Consider the following 17372-nt stretch of genomic DNA (forward strand, 5'->3'; position numbering starts at 1 on the left):
CAAGCGCACGCCCCACCCCAGCAGTGCCAGAAGAAGTGCGCCAAAAGCACCGAAACGCAACAAATGTTCCGCATCGCAGGGAAGGCAGGGCCTCGTGCCGAAGGCAAGGTCGCACACGCCGGGAGGGACGGCCGCGGACAGCGGCGCGACCCGCACCCCGGCCACCCCCGCCGCTCCGGGCGCCCCCGCGGCTCCGGGAGTCCTGGGCGCCTCGCGGGCGGCCGGCTCCCGTGGTGCCCGCGGCTCCCGGCGCGGCGCCGGACGCGTGCTGGTCGCGCTGCTCGCGGCGGCCCTCGCCGCCACCGCCCTCGCCGGCTGCAGCAGCACCGGCGGCAAGCGCGCCGAGGACCGGGCGAAGCGGCTCGCCGCCAACGGCTCGGCCGTCAACACCCCGCACTGGACCTTCGCGATGGTCACCCACTCCGGGGCGGGCGACACCTTCTGGGACATCGTGCAGAGCGGCGCCAAGCAGGCCGCCGCCAAGGACAACATCAAGTTCCTGTACTCCAACAGCGACCAGGGCGACCAGCAGGCGCAGCTGGTGCAGGCGGCGATCGACCAGCACGTGGACGGGCTGATCGTCACCCTCGCCAAGCCCGACGCGATGAAGTCCGCGGTGGCCCGCGCCGAGAAGGCCGGCATCCCGGTGATCACCGTCAACTCCGGCGCGGAGCAGTCCCAGCAGTTCGGCGCGCTGACGCACATCGGGCAGGACGAGAAGGTCGCGGGCAACGCGGTCGGCGACGAGCTGAACCGGCGCGGCCGCAAGCACGCCCTGTGCATCCTGCACGAGCAGGGCAACGTCGGGCTCGAAGCCCGCTGCGACGGCGCCAAGGAGACCTTCCACGGCCGCCTCGACAAGCTCTACGTGGACGGCACCAACATGCCGGACGTGCAGTCCGCGGTCGAGGCCAAGCTGCAGTCCGACCACTCCGTCGACTCCGTGGTGACGCTCGGCGCGCCCTTCGCCGCCACCGCCGCCAAGGCGAAGCAGCAGGCCGGCTCCGGCGCCGAGATCGACACCTTCGACCTCAACGCCCAGGTCGCCGCCTCACTGAAGGACGGCACCATCGGCTTCGCGGTGGACCAGCAGCCGTACCTGCAGGGCTACGAGGCGATCGACCTGCTGTGGCTCTACCGCTACAACAACGACACCCTCGGCGGCGGCCAGCCGGTGCTCACCGGCCCGCAGATCGTCACCAAGGACGACGCCGACAAGCTCCTCGCCTACGCCAAGCGGGGCACCCGGTGACCGGGACGGACGTCCTGGCCGCCGGGGACGAGCGGCTTGCGCCCCGGTCGGTGCTGCGCCGGCTGCTCGGACGGCCGGAGCTGGGCTCGGTGGTCGGCGCGGCGGCCGTGTTCGTCTTCTTCTCCTTCGTCGCCGGCTCCTTCCTGCACGCCTCCAGCATGGGCACCGTGCTGTACGCGTCCTCGACGATCGGCATCATGGCGGTGCCGGTCGCGCTGCTCATGATCGGCGGCGAGTTCGACCTGTCGGCGGGTGTGATGGTGACCAGCTCCGCGCTGGTCTCCTCGATGTTCAGCTACCAGATGACCGCGAACACCTGGGTCGGGGTGGGCGTCTCGCTGCTGGTCACCCTGGGCATCGGGGCGTTGAACGGGGTCATGCTGGTGCGCACGAAGCTGCCGAGCTTCATCATCACGCTCGGCACCTTCCTGATGCTGACCGGCCTGAACCTGGGCCTGACCAAGCTGATCAGCGGCACGGTGGCGACCAAGTCGATCAGCGACATGGAGGGCTTCACGACCTGCCGCGACCTGTTCGCCTCGCACTGGACGATCGGCTCGGTCGACCTGCAGGTCACCATCCTGTGGTGGCTCGGCCTGGTCGCGGTGGCGACCTGGGTGCTGCTGCGCACCCGGGCCGGCAACTGGATCTTCGCCGCCGGCGGCAACGCGGACGCCGCCCGCGCGGTCGGCGTGCCGGTGGCCCGTACCAAGGTCGGCCTCTACATGGCGGTGGCGTTCGCCGCCTGGATCTCGGGGCAGCACCTGCTCTTCTCGTTCGACGTGGTGCAGTCCGGCGAGGGCGTCGGCAACGAGTTCCTGTACATCATCGCGGCCGTCATCGGCGGCTGCCTGATGACCGGCGGCTACGGCTCCGCGATCGGCTCGGCGGTCGGCGCGTTCATCTTCGGCATGACCAGCAAGGGCATCGTCTACGCCCAGTGGAACCCGGACTGGTTCAAGTTCTTCCTCGGGGCGATGCTGCTGCTCGCCACCCTGCTCAACGCCTGGGTCCGCAGGCGGGCGGAGGCCACCGCATGACCACCGACGACCTCACCCCCGGCGGCCCGCTGGTCGCCCTCGACGGCGTCTCGAAGTCGTACGGCAGCGTCCTGGCGCTGCGCGACGTCTCGCTCGAGGTGCACGCCGGCGAGATCACCTGCGTCCTCGGCGACAACGGCGCGGGCAAGTCCACCCTGATCAAGATCATCGCCGGGCTGCACCCGCACGACGCAGGCCGGTACACCGTCGCCGGCGAGGAGGTCCGGCACACCTCGCCGCGGCAGGCGCTGGACCGCGGCATCGCCACCGTCTACCAGGACCTCGCGGTGGTCCCGCTGATGCCGGTGTGGCGGAACTTCTTCCTCGGCTCCGAGCCGACCAGGGGACGCGGGCCGCTGCGCCGGCTCGACACGGCCGCCATGCGCGCCACCACCCACCAGGCGCTGCTCGGCATGGGCATCGACCTGCGGGACGTCGACCAGCCCATCGGCACGCTGTCGGGCGGCGAACGCCAGTGCGTCGCCATCGCCCGTGCGGTGCACTTCGGCGCCAAAGTGCTGGTGCTCGACGAGCCGACCGCCGCGCTGGGCGTCAAACAGTCGGGTGTCGTGCTGAAATACGTGGCCGCGGCCCGTGACGCGGGCCTCGGAGTGGTGCTCATCACGCACAATCCGCACCACGCCTACCTGGTGGGAGACCGCTTCGTCCTGCTCAAGCGCGGCGCGATGTCGGGCAGCCACCTCCGGAAGGACATTACGCTGGACGAGCTGACCCGCGAGATGGCCGGCGGCAGCGAGCTGGACGAGCTGACCCACGAACTGAGTCGACGCACCCCCTGATCCTTCGGAGAGCACCGCTTGAGCGCCAATCGTGAACGCGTCCACCGGGGCAGCGCAGCCCGCGCCACGGTGTGGCAGAACGTCGGACGGCGCGAGCGGCGCTCGCACCTGTCCGCGCCCCGCGTGCCCACCGTCGGCATCGACATCGGCGGCACCAAGGTGATGGCCGGGGTGGTGGACGCCGACGGCGCCATCCTGGAGCAGCTGCGCACCGAGACGCCGGACAAGTCCAAGAGCCCCAAGGTCGTGGAGGACACCATCGTCGAGCTGGTGCTCGACCTGTCGGAGCGGCACGACGTGCACGCGGTGGGCATCGGGGCGGCCGGCTGGGTCGACGCCGACCGCTCCCGGGTGCTCTTCGCCCCGCACCTGGCGTGGCGCGACGAGCCGCTGCGCGACCGGCTCGCCGAGCGCCTGCTGGTGCCGGTGATGGTCGACAACGACGCGAACACCGCGGCCTGGGCCGAGTGGCGGTTCGGCGCCGGACGCGGCGAGTCCGACCTGGTGATGATCACCCTCGGCACCGGCATCGGCGGCGCCATTTTGGAGGACGGCCGGGTCAAGCGCGGCCGCTTCGGGGTGGCGGGCGAGTTCGGCCATATGCAGGTGGTGCCGGGCGGGCACCGCTGCCCGTGCGGCAACCGCGGCTGCTGGGAGCAGTACAGCTCGGGGAACGCCCTGGTCAGGGAGGCGCGCGAGATGGCGGCCGCGGACTCCCCGGTCGCCTACGGGATCATCGACCGGGTCGGCGGCAACGTCCGCGACATCACCGGGCCGCTGATCACCGAGCTGGCCCGCGAGGGCGACGCCATGTGCGTCGAGCTGTTCCAGGACATCGGGCAGTGGCTCGGCGTCGGCATCGCCAACCTGGCCGCCGCCCTCGACCCGTCCTGCTTCGTCATCGGCGGCGGCGTCAGCGCCGCCGACGACCTGCTGATCGGCCCCGCCAGGGACGCCTTCCGGCGCACCCTGACCGGCCGCGGCTACCGGCCGGAGGCGCGGATCGCCAAGGCCGAACTGGGGCCGGAGGCGGGCATGGTCGGCGCCGCCGACCTGGCCCGGCTGGTCGCCCGGCGCTTCCGCCGCGCCAACCGCCGCCGGGTCGAGCGCTACGAGCGCTACGGCCGGGTCTACGGACAGCAGGGCGCCGAATCGTGACCACCACCCCCGACCGGCACGCCCCCGGTGAACGCACCGGCGACCACGGAGACACCGACGTGCGCCTGCCCCAGCAGCACACCGCCGACCACGCCGAAGGCGGCCCCGCCCCGGGCGAGCCCGCCCAGCAGGACGCCGCCGCCGCCGACGCCGCCGGCGAGCCGTCCGGCGGCAGCGCGCCGGTCGCCGCGCCCGCCGGGCCGCGGATGCGCGACGCCCCGCGCTGGGTGCGATGGACGGTGCTGCCGCTGCTGGTCCTGGTGCCGCTCGGCTACGTGATCATCTCCGCCGAGCAGAGCCGCGACGGCGGCGCGATCAAGGAGCAGGAGGCCGCCGCCCGGCACATGACGCCCGAGCTGCCCAGCTCGCTCCAGCAGCGCATCTACCAGGTGCCCTTCCCGGTCGGCGCCACCGCCGCCGGCTACCTGGAGACCAACTCCTGGGACATCAGCGTCCTATACGCCCAGTTCACCACCACCGCGGGCGGCCTCGACACCTTCCTGGCCAAGATCGGCACCAGCCGCGACGCGCTGCACGACGGCCACGCGGCGCTCGCCCCCGCCGAGGTCGGGGCGACCGGCTGGGACCTGTCGGACGCCGGTCCCTGGGCCGGCGTCAGCCTGCACCAGCTCGGCGACAAACCGGACCACGACATCGCCGTCGACCTCTCCGACGCGGAGGCGCCGGTCGTCTATGTCGTGTCCACCGTCAACTTCCAGCACGGCTTCGGGGGCGGGTGACCCGCGGAGTGCCGCGAGTCGGTAGCGTGTGGGGCGATGAGCGAGACGACCGACCAGACCGCCGACGCGCTCGGCTCCTACGCGGCCGCGTTCGAGGACGGTTACGACGCGTACGACGACCGTGACGATCAGCTGCAACCGCCGCTGCAGTACCGGTTCGACGGCCCGGACGACGCGCCCGTGGTGGTCCTCGGGCCGGCCCTCGGCGCCACCTGGCACATGTGGGACCGCCAGCTGCCGGTGCTGACCGGGCACTGGCGGGTGCTGCGCTTCGAGCTGCCGGGACACGGCGGCGCGCCCGCGGAACCCGCGTCCTCCGTCGACGACCTGGCCAGGCGGCTGCTCGCGGTCCTCGACGACGAGGGCATCGACTCCTTCGGCTACGCGGGCTGCTCGCTCGGCGCCGCCGTCGGCGCCCGCCTCGCGCTGCTGCGCCCCGACCGGGTCGCCGCGCTCGCGCTGGTCTCGGCAGCCGCCCGCTTCGCCACCGCGGACGCCTGGCGGCAGCGCGGCGTCGTGGTCAGGGCCAACGGCCTGGACCGCACCGCCCAGGCCACCCCGGAGCGCTGGTTCACCGGCGCGTTCCTGGCCACCCAGCCGGCCATCACCGAATGGGCGGTGAAGATGGTCGCCACCACCGACCCGGCCTGCTACATCGCCGCCTGCGAGGCGCTCGCGGCCTTCGACGTCCGCGACGCGCTCGGCAGCATCACGGTGCCCACCCTGGTGGTCGCGGGCGCCGACGACAGCGAGACGCCGCCCGCCGACGCACGGCTGCTGGTGGCCGGCATCCCCGACGCCCGGCTCGCCGTGGTGCCCGCCACCGGGCACCTCGCACCGGTCGAGGAGCCCGGCGCGGTCGGCGACCTGCTGGCCCGGCACTTCGAGGGCGCCTGGGCCGACCGCACCCCGCCGCCCACGCCCTTCGCGCCGGCGCCGCCGCCGGTCGTGCCGCGCCCGCCCGCCCAGCCCGCCGCGGCGTCCGCGACGCCCGACCGGTACGCGGACGGCCTGCGGATCCGCCGCGAACTCGTCGGCGACGCCCAGGTCGACGCCGAGGAGGGCCGCGCCGAGGGCTTCGGCAGCGCGTTCGACGCGTTCGCCACCCGCTACGGCTGGGGCGAGCCGTGGACCCGCCCCGGGCTGGACCGGCGCACCCGCAGCTTCCTGACCCTCACCGCGCTCACCGCGCTCGGCCAGCTCGGCGAACTCGCCGACCACACCCGCGCCGCGCTGCGCAACGGTCTGACCCCGGCCGAGATAGAGGAGACGCTGCTGCACACCGCGGTGTACGCGGGGCTGCCGGCGGCCCGCGCCGCCCTGGAGGCCGCACGCGACGTCATCGAGCAGGAGACCGGCAGCGGCTGACACGCCGGGCGGCCCGCGCCGGCGCGGGCCGTAGCAAGATGGGGGCATGACCTTGAAGCTGACGAAGCAACTGCACGCCTGCGTGAGGCTGGAGAAGGACGGCCGCACCCTGGTCGTGGACCCCGGCGCCTTCAGCGAGCAGGACGCGGCGGCCGGGGCCGACGCGATCCTCGTCACCCACGAGCACCCCGACCACTTCGACGAGGGCCGGCTGCGGGCGGCCCTGGAGGCGAACCCGGCGGCCGGGCTGTGGACCCTGGCGAGCGTCGCCGAGCGGCTGTCGGCGGCCTTCCCCGGCCGGGTGCACACCGTCGGCCACGGCGACGCCTTCACCGCCGCAGGCTTCGACGTCCAGGTGCACGGCGAACTCCACGCCGTCATCCACCCGGACATCCCGCGGATCACCAACGTCGGCTTCCTGCTGGACGGATCGGTCTTCCACCCCGGCGACGCGCTGACCGTGCCCGGCGTCCCGGTGGACACGCTGATGCTGCCGGTGCACGCCCCCTGGAACAAGCTCTCCGAGGTCATCGACTACATCCGCGAGGTCGCCCCGCGCCGCTCGATCGACGTGCACGACGCCCTGCTCAGCGACCTGGCGCGGCCCGTCTACGACCGGCAGATCGGCGCCCTGGGCGGCGCCGAGCACCTGCGGCTGGCCCCCGGCGAGCAGGCGTGACCCCCGCTGTCGGCCCCAGCCGCTAGGTTGAGGGACATGCGCATCGCGACCTGGAACATCAACTCCGTCACCGCCCGGCTGCCGCGGCTGCTCGCCTGGCTGGAGAGCAGCGGCACGGACGTCCTGTGCGTCCAGGAGCTCAAGTGCACCCCGGCGCAGTTCCCGCACGAGGAACTGCGCGCACTGGGCTACGAGGCCGCCGTGAACGCCGTCGGCCGGTGGAACGGCGTGGCGGTGATCTCCCGCGCCGGCCTGGACGACGTCGTCACCGGCCTGCCCGGCGGCCCGGTGTACGAGGACGCCGAGGAGCCCCGCGCGGTCGCCGCCACCTGCGGCCCGGTCCGCGTCTGGTCGGTGTACGTGCCCAACGGCCGCGAGGTGGACCACCCGCACTTCGCGTACAAGCTCCGGTGGCTGGAGGCGCTGCGGGCCGCGGTGGCCGAGGACGCCGCGGGCGGCCGCCCGTTCGCGGTCCTCGGCGACTACAACGTGGCGCCCACCGACGACGACGTCTGGGACCGGTCGGCCTTCGAGGGCGCCACCCACGTCACGCCCGCGGAGCGCGCCGCGCTCGCCGACCTGCGCGAGGCCGGCCTGAGCGACGTGGTGCCGCGGCCGCTGAAGTACGACCACCCCTTCACGTACTGGGACTACCGCCAGCTGGGCTTCCCGAAGAACCGCGGGATGCGCATCGACCTCGTCTACGGCAACGCGCCGTTCGCCAAGGCGGCGTCCGACGCGTACGTGGACCGCGAGGAGCGCAAGGGCAAGGGCGCCTCCGACCACGCGCCGGTCGTCGTCGACCTCGACGTCTGACCGGCCCGCCCCGGGCGGATCGTGCGCGCCTGTGGTCGCGGCCCCACCCGGGGTGCCAGGCTGACGGCATGGACATCCCCTTCCTCGCCAAGTGGCGGGCGCGGCACGGGCCCTCACCGGGCATCGGCGTAGGGCAGGCGCCCGGCGAAGCCGATCCCGCCTCGGTCGAGGAACTCCTCGGCGAGTGCGAGCTGCTGCGGCAGCGCGCCGAGCGCCACGACGTGCGGCTCGACAACTCCGCCGACTCGCTGAGCGCGCTGGACCAGCTGGTGCCGAACTGGCGCGACGACCCCGACGTGATGGGCTGGCTCGGCAACGACGCCGGCCTCTACCTCGGCACCGTCATCCTGCACACCGTCCCCGGCACCGCCTGGCAGGTCTGGCCGAACGGCCACCCGGTGATCCGGCTCGCCTCCGGCCGCGAACTCGACACCGTCGCCCTCGGCCACGCCTGGGCGGAGAGCGGCAGCCCGGAGCTGTCCCAGGTGCGGGCGGAGGCCGCGGAGGACTGAGCGGGGGGCCAGGCAGCCCCCTTCCGGCGACCGTCCGTCACCGTGGCGGGGGACTGCCACGGGCGTGTCAGCCCCCGAATCGCCCGGCGAAGGCCCGCGACCCGTGCATGATGGCCGCCAGACCAAGGCACCACCAGCGTGAACACGGAGGCTCGACGTGGACTCCCTTCAGCAGCTGCCGAACATCGGGGCGGTGCTCGCCGACCGCCTGCGCCGCGCGGGCGTCGGTGACGCGGGCGAACTGCGCCGCCTGGGCTCGGGCCGGGCCTTCGAGAAGATCAGACCCGAACTGCCCGAGGACGCCCGCACCCACACCCTGCTGGCCCTTGAGGGCGCCCTGCGCGGCATGCGCTGGACGGCCATCCCGCAGACCGAGCGCGACACCCTCGTCAACCGTGTCCTGGGCTGACCTGCGCACGCCGGTCCCCGACCGCACCGACCCGCCCGCCGCCACCGCGCCGACGCACGGTCCGTCCCGTTTGCCCCGCTCCTGCCAGGGCAGCCGCTGAGCTGAGGAGTCCATTCAGCCCCAATGCCCCCAGGGAACGGAGAGCGGTCCTCATGAAAAGCACGGCCACCCAGGACACGGTCCTCACCGACGACCAGATCGCCGAGGTCGCCCAGCAGCTGAGGGTCGACTCGGTGCGCGCGGCGGCGGCGGCCGGCTCGGGACACCCGACCTCCTCGATGTCCGCGGCCGAACTCACCGCCGTCCTGCTCGCCCGCCACCTGCGCTACGACTTCGACGATCCGGGGCATCCCGGCAACGACCACCTGATCCTCTCCAAGGGCCACGCCTCACCGCTGCTCTACGCGGCGTACCGGGCCGTCGGCGCCATCACCGAGGACGAGCTGCTCACCGGCTACCGCCGCCTCGGCAGCCGGCTGGAGGGCCACCCCACCCCGAAGCTCCCGTGGGTCGACGTGGCCACCGGGTCGCTCGGCCAGGGGCTGCCCATCGGCGTCGGCGTGGCGCTGGCCGCCAAGCGCCTCGACGACCTGCCCTACCGCACCTGGGTGCTGTGCGGCGACAGCGAGCTGGCCGAGGGCTCGTTCTGGGAGGCGTTCGAGCAGGCCGGGATCGAGGGGCTCGACAACCTGACGGCGATCCTCGACATCAACCGGCTCGGCCAGCGCGGCCCCACCCGGCACGGCTGGGACCTGGACGCGTACGGCCGCAGGATCCGCGCCTTCGGCTGGCACACGGTGGAGATCGACGGCCACGACGTCGACGCGGTCGACCGGGCGATGACCGAGGCGCGCACCCACCGGGGCGAGCCGACTGCGATCATCGCCAGGACCCGCAAGGGCAAGGGCGTCGCCGCGGTGGAGAACCGCGAGGGCCACCACGGCAAGCCGCTGGCCGACCCCGAGGCGGCGATCCGCGAGCTGGGCGGCGTACGCGATCTGCACGTCGACGTGAGCCGCCCGCCGGCCGCGGAACGCCGCGAACTGTCCGGCGCGGACCCGCACGCCGCGCTGCCCCAGTACGACCGCGGCGCCCAGGTCGCCACCCGTACCGCCTTCGGCGAGGCGCTCGCGGTGCTCGGCACCAGGCGCGAGGACGTGGTGGTCCTGGACGGCGAGGTGGGCGACTCCACCAAGGCCGGGCTCTTCGGCGAGCAGCACCCCGATCGCTACATCGAGTGCTACATCGCGGAGCAGCAGCTGATCGCCACCGCCGTCGGCCTCGGCGTGTGCGGCCGCACCCCCTACGCCTCCACCTTCGCCGCCTTCCTCACCCGCGCGCACGACTTCCTGCGGATGGCCGCGATCAGCCGCAGCGACCTCAACGTCGTCGGCTCCCACGCGGGCGTCTCCATCGGCCAGGACGGACCGTCCCAGATGGCCCTGGAGGACCTGGCGATGCTCCGCGCGATCCACGGCAGCACCGTGCTCTACCCGTGCGACGCCAACCAGACCGCCCGGCTCACCGTCGCGCTCGCCGACCGCCCCGGCATCGGCTACCTGCGCACCACCCGCGGTGACACCCCGGTGGTCTACGGCCCCGACGAGGAGTTCCCGATCGGCGGCTCCAAGGTGCTGCGCTCGCACGCCGACGACCAGGTCACGCTGATCGGCGCGGGCGTCACCCTGCACCAGGCGCTCGCGGCGCACGACCGGCTCGTCGCCGACGGCATCAGGACCCGGGTCATCGACCTCTACTCGGTCAAGCCGGTCGACACCCAGACGCTGCGGGAGGCGTTCGAGGTCACCGGGCGGTTCGTGGTCGTCGAGGACCACCACCCGGAGGGCGGCCTCGCCGACGCGGTCCTGGAGTCCTTCGGCAACGGCCACCCGATGCCGCTGCTCACCCGGCTCGCCGTGCACTCCATGCCCGGGTCGGCCACGCCCGAGGAGCAGCTCCACGCCGCGGGCATCGACGCCGACGCGATCGTGGCGGCCGCCCGCAAGCTCGCCGCCGCCTAGCTTCTCCGGCGGGCCGAGCGAGCCGGAGGCACCGGGCCGAGCGCCCGGTGCCTCCGGTTCTGGCTGCCCGCCCGGCGTGGCCGTCCGCGCGCCGAGCGAGCACCCGCGCGTTCGCCGCGCACTCCCAGGAGTGCGCGGCGAACTCGGGGAAGGAGCGGCCGCAGGCCGCTCAGTCGACGTTCGGGCCGCTGTGGCGCCGCGGCCGGGAGCGTTCCTTGCCGCCGCGGACGCCCGCGTCACGGACCTCGTACGGCATCCGCCGGCGCCCGTCCTGCGGCATCTCGTCGGGCTCGGGCTCGCGCGACTCGTGGGTGCGCGGGCCGCTGTCGTCCTGGTGGCCGGGGCCGTGGTCGTCGGGGGCGCCGTCGTCGTGTTCCTGACGTGTCGACCACGCTCCCGAGCGGGGCCGCCGGCCCTTGGGGAGAGGCGGCTCACGGCCGACCCGCCGCATGCCCACCCACACGGCAGCGATGAGCACGATCACGACGACGATGCCCAGGATCAGCGGTCCGATGCTGCCCGAGCCGCCGACAGCGAGGTCCGCGGCCCGAAGTTCGTAGTGAGACATTCTCGGCACCTCCTTCGATGGGCGGATGCCCGAGATCACGCGGCCGACACGGAACACCGCCCGCGAACACCCGCGCACCACCATCACCTCACGCACCGTGACACCCGGCCACCGCAGGGAGGCCGAACGGGGGACGACCGGGGACGGGCGGGGGAGCCGGGGCACGCCACGTGTACGGCGGTGGTCCGGTGCGTGAACGCAGGGCGGTCGCACCCATTGACACCCGAACACCCCGCGCCCGAGCCTTGGTCCCGCGTCAACGCCGACGCCGATGTCGGCGCGCACGGGGAACACAGGGGAGGGCCCGATGGCCGCAGGCAGGGGCACAGGCACGCGCGGGGACGGCACGGCGCGCGGCGCCGTACGGACGGCAGGCCGCCGGACGGCGCTGCGGGGGGCCGCCGCCCTCGGCGGGGCCCTCGCGCTCACCGCGGCGGCGGTCGCCCCCGCCACCGCCTCGGCCGGCCACGGCGCGCGGCCCGCCCACCACGGGCCGGCGGTGCGGTACGCCGCGCTCGGCGACTCGTACACCTCGGGCCCGTACATCCCGACCCAGGTCGACGCGAACTGCGCCCGCTCCGACCAGGACTACCCGTCGCTGACCGCCGCCGCGGAGCACGTCGCCGGCTTCACCGACGTCAGCTGCAGCGGCGCCACCACCGCTCAGATGTGGCAGCCGCAGGGCGCCAACGGCCCGCAGCTGGACGCGGTGGACCGCGGCACGACGCTGGTCACCGTGCAGATCGGCGGGAACGACATCGGCTTCAGCTCGATCATCGCCACCTGCGCCGGCCTGACCGCCTCCGACCCGGCCGGCAGCCCCTGCAAGCAGCACTACGGCGCCGGCGGCGTCGACCAGCTGACCCTGAACGTGCTGCGGACCGCGCCCGAGGTCGACCAGGTGCTGCGAGCGGTGCACAGTCGCGCCCCGCACGCCAGGGTCGTCGTGGTGGGCTACCCCGACCTGCTGCCGGACGACGCGGTGCCCTGCACCTCGCCGATCGTGCCGTTCGCCGCCGGAGACTTCGCCTACCTGCGCGACACCGAGAAGAAGCTCAACGCGATGCTGCGGATCGAGGCGCTGATCCACGGCGACGAGTATGCCGACACCTACACGCCCACCATCGGCCACGACATGTGCAAGCCCGCCGCCGACCGCTGGGTCGAACCGCTCGCGCCGGCCTCGCCGGCCGCGCCCGCGCACCCCAACGCCAAGGGCGAGCAGGCCATGGCGGCGGCGCTGCTGGCCCGCCTCGACGCACCGGGCCGCGGTCACCGCTGGTGAGCGCGCTGCGGTAAGGCGACCCTGAGTAGCGAGCGCACGCGGCGTCCGGGATCATGACCTCATGCCGGTCCTGATAGCCGCGTGCGCGTTCGCGATGACCCTCGTCGGCGGTTTCGTCGCCCAGCACATCGGGGACCGCCGTCACCTCGTGCTCGGTCTCGCCGCCGGACTGATGCTCGGCGTGGTCGGCTTCGACCTGCTCCCCGAGGCGCTGGAGACCCAGCCGCGACACGTCTTCGGGGTGCCCGCGGCGCTGCTCATGTTCGTCGCGGGGTTCCTCGCCCTGCACATCGTGGAGCGCGCGGTCGCCATCCACCGGGCCCACGAGGGCGAGTACGCCTCGCACACGCACGGCCACGGCCACGCGCACGACCCGGTCAAGGGCCTCGGGGTGGCCGCCGCGGCGGCGCTCGTCGGGCACAGCGTGATGGACGGCTTCGCGATCGGCGCCGCCTTCCAGGCGGGGAACACCGTCGGGATCGTCGTCGCCATCGCGGTCGTCTCGCACGACTTCGCCGACGGCTTCAACACCTACACGATCACCCGGCTCTACGGGAACGGCCGGCGCCGCGCCCAGGTGCTGCTCGGCGCCGACGCGCTGGCCCCGGTGGTGGGCGCCGCGGTCACCCTGGCCTTCACCATCCCGTCCGGCGTGCTCGGCCTCTACCTGGGCTTCTTCGCCGGTTTCCTGCTCTACCTGGCCACCTCTGACATCCTCCCCGAGGCGCACAGCCCGCACCCGTCGAAGACGACGCTGGTGTGCACGGTGGCCGGGGTGGCGATCATGTGGCTGGTGATCGGTCTGGCTGACTCCTGACCTTCGGCGCGGTGACGGCCGCCTTGGTGACGTCCGCGACCAGCTCCACCACGTCGGAGCCGTACGCCTGCGAGTTCACCACCCGCAGCAGCAGGCAGAAGGTGCCGTCGACGCCGTGCTTGCGGGCCAGCCGGGTGTGGTGCCGGGCCAGGTAGCGGACCGCCGCCTGGTTGGCGATGCCGCGCTGGCCCGAGGAGAGGAACACCGGGCGGTCGTTGCCCGACTCGCGGGCCGAGGCGAGCCGCGCCAGCAGCACGTACTCCACCGAGCCCTTCTCCATCCGGTACGTCTCGCCGCCCACGGAGATCGCACCCTGGTCCGGGCCGGGCGCGGCCTCGGTGTCGACCTCGATGCCCGGCAGCATCGAGCGCAGGTGCGCGGCCAGCCGCAGGTTCGCCACCGGGCCGCCGATGCAGAACTCGGTGCGGGCGCCGAACCCCTGCCAGGCCGTGTCGTGCGCCAGCACCTCCGCGTGCGCCCCGCACTCCTTGATCACCGCGGCCAGCTCCAGCAGCGCGAAGGCGTCGTGCCGGGCCAGGCTCCAGCCGCGGGAGCCGGGATCGCGCGGCACCACCAGCAGGCACTCGGACTCCTTCGGCAGCCCGAAGAACTTCTGCTTGCGGTCGAGCCGCCGCCGCCACACGTAGGTGCGGAGGAACCAGCCGCCGACCAGTCCGACGACCAGGGCGGCGAGCCCCAGGACGAGGTTGCGTGCGTCGTCGCTCATGGCGCGGCATCGTAGCGGTGTTCGAGCCGGACCGCCTCCATGCGTTCCTGACGTGACACGAGCGGTGAAGCTACCCTGCCGGGACGGTCGTTGATGTGGAGGCTCCATAAATGGGACGCAACCGTCACACGCAACCAGTCCGCCGCCGTGCCGTGCGGACGGTCGCCGCGCTCGCCGTGGCAGCCGCCGTCGGCGCGCTCACCGCCGCCGCGCCGGCACACGGCGGACCACCACCTCCCGCCGGCACACCCGCCAAGAGCCCGCTCGCCGTCGGATACGGCGGAGCGGTCGCCAGCGTCGACGCGGACGCCACCGCCGCGGGCATCGACGTGCTGCGGCGCGGCGGCAACGCGGTGGACGCCGCGGTGGCCACCGCCGCCGCGCTCGGCGTCACCGAGCCGTACTCCTCGGGCATCGGCGGCGGCGGCTACTTCGTCTACTACGACGCCAGGCAGCACAAGGTGTTCACCATCGACGGCCGGGAGACGGCGCCGCACAGCGCCACCGACCAGCTGTTCGTGGAGAACGGGCGGCCGCTGGCCTTCGCCGACGCGGTCACCAGCGGACGCGGCGTCGGCGTGCCCGGCACCGCCGCCACCTGGCAGACCGCCCTGGACTCCTGGGGGAGCCGGTCGCTGAAGGACGTGCTCAGGCCCGCCGAGCGGATCGCCCGCGACGGCTTCACCGTCGACGCGACCTTCAACGCGCAGACCGCGTCCAACCAGGACCGATTCAAGGACTTCCCCGACACCGCCCGGCTGTTCCTGCCCGGCGGTGTGCCGCCGGCCGTCGGCTCCACCTTCCGCAACCCCCAACTCCTGCGCACCTACCAGGAGCTGGGCGCCCGGGGGATCGGCGCGATCTACCACGGCGACATCGGCGCGGACATCGTCAGGACGGTCCGCAAGCCGCCCGTCGACCCGGCCGCGACCCGCGTGGTGCGCACCGGCGACATGACCGCGGCGGACCTGGCGGCCTACCGCACCAAGAAGCAGGCGCCCACCCACACCACCTACCGCGGCCTGGACGTCTACGGTCCCGCGCCGTCGTCGTCCGGCGGCACCACCGTCGCCGAGGCGCTGAACATCCTGGAGCACACCGACCTCGCCGCGGCGCCGCAGACGCAGTACCTGCACCACTTCATCGAGGCGAGCAGGATCGCCTTCGCGGACCGCGGCCGCTGGGTCGGCGACCCGGCGTTCGAGGACGTGCCCACCGCGGGGCTCACCTCGAAGTCCTTCGCGGCCTCCCGGGCCTGCCTGATCAAGGACGACGCGGTGCTCACCAGCCCGCTGGCGCCGGGCGACCCGGCCCACCCCGCCGCCTGCGGCGCCGCGGGGAAGGCGGCGCCGACCACGTACGAGGGCGACAACACCACGCACCTGACGGTCGCCGACCAGTGGGGCGACGTCGTCGCCTACACCCTCACCATCGAGCAGACCGGCGGCAGCGCGATCACCGTGCCCGGCCGCGGGTTCCTGCTCAACAACGAGCTGACGGACTTCTCCTTCGTGCCGGCCAGTGCCTCCGTGCCCGACCCGAACCTGCCGGGGCCCGGCAAGCGGCCGCGCTCGTCGATCTCGCCGACCATCGTGCTCAGGGACGGCCGGCCCGACTTCGCCATCGGCTCACCCGGCGGCGCGTCCATCATCACCACCGTGCTGCAGGTGCTGACCGAGCACGTCGACCGCGGGCTGCCGCTGGTCGACGCGATCGCCGCGCCACGCGCCAGCCAGCGCAACGCGGCCACCACCGAACTCGAACCCGCCCTGTGGGACAGCCCGTCGAAGGCCGCGCTGGAGTCGATCGGCCACCACTTCACGCTCAACCCGGAGATCGGCGCGGCCACCGGCGTCCAGCGGCTGCCGGACGGCCGCTGGGTGGCCGCCGCCGAGACCGTGCGCCGCGGCGGCGGTTCCGCGGCGGTGGTGCACCCCGCCGGCTGAGGCGGGGCCGTCCCGCCGGGCCCGCTGATTCCGGGCCGGTCAGACGGCCGCGGCGGGGGCGGGCAGCAGGGCGAGGATCTCCGCCGTGCTGCCCGTCTCGCCGAGCCGCGGGAAGATCGTGCCGACCGCGCGGGCGTGCGCGTCCGCGTCCGTGTCGGTCACCGCGTCGGTCGCGACGGTGACGTGGTAGCCGTGCTCGTAGGCGTCGCGCGCGGTGGACTCCACCCCGATGCTCGTCGAGATGCCGGCCAGCACGATCTGCGTCACCCCGAGGCGGCGCAGCTCCAGGTCGAGCGAGGTGCCGTAGAAGGCGCCCCACTGCTGCTTGGAGACGGTGATGTCGCCCGGCTGCCGGTCCAGCTCCGCCACCAGGTCGGTCCAGCCGTCGGGGAAGGACGCGCCGCCGCCGGGGCCGCCGTCGGTGCGGCCCGGGGCCACGCCGGTGACGTTCACCAGCACGACGGGCAGCCCGCGCTCCCGGAAGGCCGCGGCCAGTTCGGCGCCGCGGCCGACGATCTCGGCCGCCGGGTGGACGGTCGGCAGGGTGACGATGCCCTGCTGCAGGTCTATGACGACCAGGGCGGTGCGCGGGTCGAGGGTGGTGGCAGTCATGCGGGTCGCTCTTCTCTCTCGGGTTTCCTTGTCGGGTTTCCTTCTCGGGTCCCGGCCGGGGCGGCCGGACGTCAGCGGTCGGCCGGACCGCCGCCGACGGGACCGGCGGCCGCGGCGCGGGCGGCGGAGGGCCGCCCGGGGCGCGGACCTGACAGGCCCGGCCGGATATCACCGGTCACGACCGCACCAGCCGCCTCAGCAGCGGGATCACGTCGGCCAGCGCCTGCGCCTCGGCGGCGGTCAGTTCGTGCTCCATCGCGCGGGTGAGCCAGCCCCGCCGGGCCCGGCGGGCGGAGCCGCGCACGGCCGCGCCCTGCTCGGTCAGCGAGAAGACCACCTGGCGGCCGTCGGTGGAGTGCGGGGCCCGGGAGACCAGGCCGCGCTCCTCCAGCGCGGACAGCGTCATCCGCATCGACTGCGGCCGCACCAGCTCGTCGCGGGCCAGGTCCGCGGTGGTCGCGGGGCCCGAGGTGGCGAGCCGGGACATCACCGAGACCTGCGAGGGGGTCAGCGAGTCCTCGGCGGACGCGGCCCGCATCCGCCGCGACAGCAGGGCGACGGCGGTGGCCAGCTCGTCCGCGGTGTGCTCGCGGTCCTGGGATGCCATGCCCCGACCGTAGGA

General features: G+C 74.0%; 18 protein-coding genes. 14 read left to right on the top strand and 4 right to left on the bottom strand.

Features of this window, described 5'->3' with window-relative positions; all coding sequences use genetic code 11:
- Nucleotides 1-265: 265 nt before the first annotated feature.
- The 11 genes from V2S66_RS12045 (at nt 266) to V2S66_RS12095 (ending at nt 10795) form a co-directional block, all read left to right on the top strand.
- Complete coding sequence (locus V2S66_RS12045; RefSeq protein ID WP_413966373.1) at nt 266-1252, top strand: sugar ABC transporter substrate-binding protein; 987 nt, start codon at nt 266-268, stop codon at nt 1250-1252.
- Complete coding sequence (locus tag V2S66_RS12050; protein WP_330794617.1) at nt 1249-2292, top strand: ABC transporter permease; 1044 nt, start codon at nt 1249-1251, stop codon at nt 2290-2292. Before V2S66_RS12045 ends, V2S66_RS12050 begins: the two co-directional genes overlap by 4 nt.
- Nucleotides 2289-3092 (top strand): ATP-binding cassette domain-containing protein, encoded by an 804-nt coding sequence (locus V2S66_RS12055; RefSeq protein ID WP_330794618.1) that lies wholly within the window; start codon nt 2289-2291, stop codon nt 3090-3092. The genes V2S66_RS12050 and V2S66_RS12055 overlap by 4 nt, the downstream gene beginning before the upstream one ends.
- Nucleotides 3093-3110: 18 nt before the next feature.
- The gene (locus tag V2S66_RS12060; protein WP_330794619.1) at nt 3111-4250 is read left to right on the top strand and encodes an ROK family glucokinase; all 1140 of its coding nucleotides are present in this window, start codon (nt 3111-3113) and stop codon (nt 4248-4250) included.
- The gene (locus V2S66_RS12065; RefSeq protein ID WP_330794620.1) at nt 4247-4990 is read left to right on the top strand and encodes a hypothetical protein; all 744 of its coding nucleotides are present in this window, start codon (nt 4247-4249) and stop codon (nt 4988-4990) included. Before V2S66_RS12060 ends, V2S66_RS12065 begins: the two co-directional genes overlap by 4 nt.
- A gap of 36 nt (nt 4991-5026) precedes the next feature.
- Nucleotides 5027-6358 carry a bifunctional 3-oxoadipate enol-lactonase/4-carboxymuconolactone decarboxylase PcaDC gene (pcaDC, locus tag V2S66_RS12070; RefSeq protein WP_330794621.1) on the top strand — a complete coding sequence of 444 codons (1332 nt, stop codon included), beginning with the start codon at nt 5027-5029 and terminating at the stop codon, nt 6356-6358.
- A 52-nt stretch (nt 6359-6410) separates the two neighbouring features.
- Entirely contained in the window at nt 6411-7037 is a 627-nt protein-coding gene (locus V2S66_RS12075; RefSeq protein ID WP_330794689.1) for an MBL fold metallo-hydrolase, read from the top strand.
- A 36-nt stretch (nt 7038-7073) separates the two neighbouring features.
- Nucleotides 7074-7853: an exodeoxyribonuclease III gene (locus tag V2S66_RS12080; RefSeq protein WP_330794622.1), complete on the top strand. Its 780-nt coding sequence runs from the start codon at nt 7074-7076 to the stop codon at nt 7851-7853.
- Between the two features lie 68 nt (nt 7854-7921).
- Nucleotides 7922-8365 (top strand): DUF6278 family protein, encoded by a 444-nt coding sequence (locus V2S66_RS12085; RefSeq protein ID WP_330794623.1) that lies wholly within the window; start codon nt 7922-7924, stop codon nt 8363-8365.
- Nucleotides 8366-8522: 157 nt separating this feature from the next.
- Nucleotides 8523-8774: a TfoX/Sxy family DNA transformation protein gene (locus tag V2S66_RS12090; RefSeq protein WP_330794624.1), complete on the top strand. Its 252-nt coding sequence runs from the start codon at nt 8523-8525 to the stop codon at nt 8772-8774.
- A 152-nt stretch (nt 8775-8926) separates the two neighbouring features.
- The gene (locus tag V2S66_RS12095) at nt 8927-10795 is read left to right on the top strand and encodes a transketolase (protein ID WP_330794625.1); all 1869 of its coding nucleotides are present in this window, start codon (nt 8927-8929) and stop codon (nt 10793-10795) included.
- A 169-nt stretch (nt 10796-10964) separates the two neighbouring features.
- On the opposite strand, the gene V2S66_RS12100 is transcribed toward V2S66_RS12095, so the two are convergent.
- Nucleotides 10965-11363 carry a DUF6479 family protein gene (locus tag V2S66_RS12100; RefSeq protein ID WP_330794626.1) on the bottom strand — a complete coding sequence of 133 codons (399 nt, stop codon included), beginning with the start codon at nt 11361-11363 and terminating at the stop codon, nt 10965-10967.
- 307 nt (nt 11364-11670) lie between these two features.
- On the opposite strand from V2S66_RS12100, the gene V2S66_RS12105 reads away from it, so the two are divergent.
- Both V2S66_RS12105 and V2S66_RS12110 read left to right on the top strand, forming a co-directional pair.
- Entirely contained in the window at nt 11671-12648 is a 978-nt protein-coding gene (locus V2S66_RS12105) for an SGNH/GDSL hydrolase family protein (protein WP_330794627.1), read from the top strand.
- A gap of 61 nt (nt 12649-12709) precedes the next feature.
- The gene (locus V2S66_RS12110) at nt 12710-13465 is read left to right on the top strand and encodes a ZIP family metal transporter (protein WP_330794628.1); all 756 of its coding nucleotides are present in this window, start codon (nt 12710-12712) and stop codon (nt 13463-13465) included.
- Here the strand turns inward: V2S66_RS12110 and V2S66_RS12115 are convergent.
- The gene (locus V2S66_RS12115; RefSeq protein ID WP_330794629.1) at nt 13431-14192 is read right to left on the bottom strand and encodes a hypothetical protein; all 762 of its coding nucleotides are present in this window, start codon (nt 14190-14192) and stop codon (nt 13431-13433) included. The two genes, V2S66_RS12110 and V2S66_RS12115, sit on opposite strands and share 35 nt — an antisense overlap.
- 110 nt (nt 14193-14302) lie before the next feature.
- Here V2S66_RS12115 and ggt point away from each other — a divergent pair, with 110 nt between their 5' ends.
- Entirely contained in the window at nt 14303-16138 is a 1836-nt protein-coding gene (gene ggt / locus V2S66_RS12120; RefSeq protein ID WP_330794630.1) for a gamma-glutamyltransferase, read from the top strand.
- Between the two features lie 39 nt (nt 16139-16177).
- On the opposite strand, the gene V2S66_RS12125 is transcribed toward ggt, so the two are convergent.
- Complete coding sequence (locus tag V2S66_RS12125) at nt 16178-16750, bottom strand: isochorismatase family protein (protein WP_330794631.1); 573 nt, start codon at nt 16748-16750, stop codon at nt 16178-16180.
- A 175-nt stretch (nt 16751-16925) separates the two neighbouring features.
- Nucleotides 16926-17357, bottom strand: a complete 432-nt coding sequence (locus tag V2S66_RS12130) for a MarR family winged helix-turn-helix transcriptional regulator (protein WP_330794632.1) — start codon at nt 17355-17357, stop codon at nt 16926-16928.
- Between the last annotated feature and the right edge of the window lie 15 nt (nt 17358-17372).

Source organism: Actinacidiphila polyblastidii (genome assembly GCF_036353415.1).
GTDB lineage: Bacteria > Actinomycetota > Actinomycetes > Streptomycetales > Streptomycetaceae > Actinacidiphila > Actinacidiphila polyblastidii.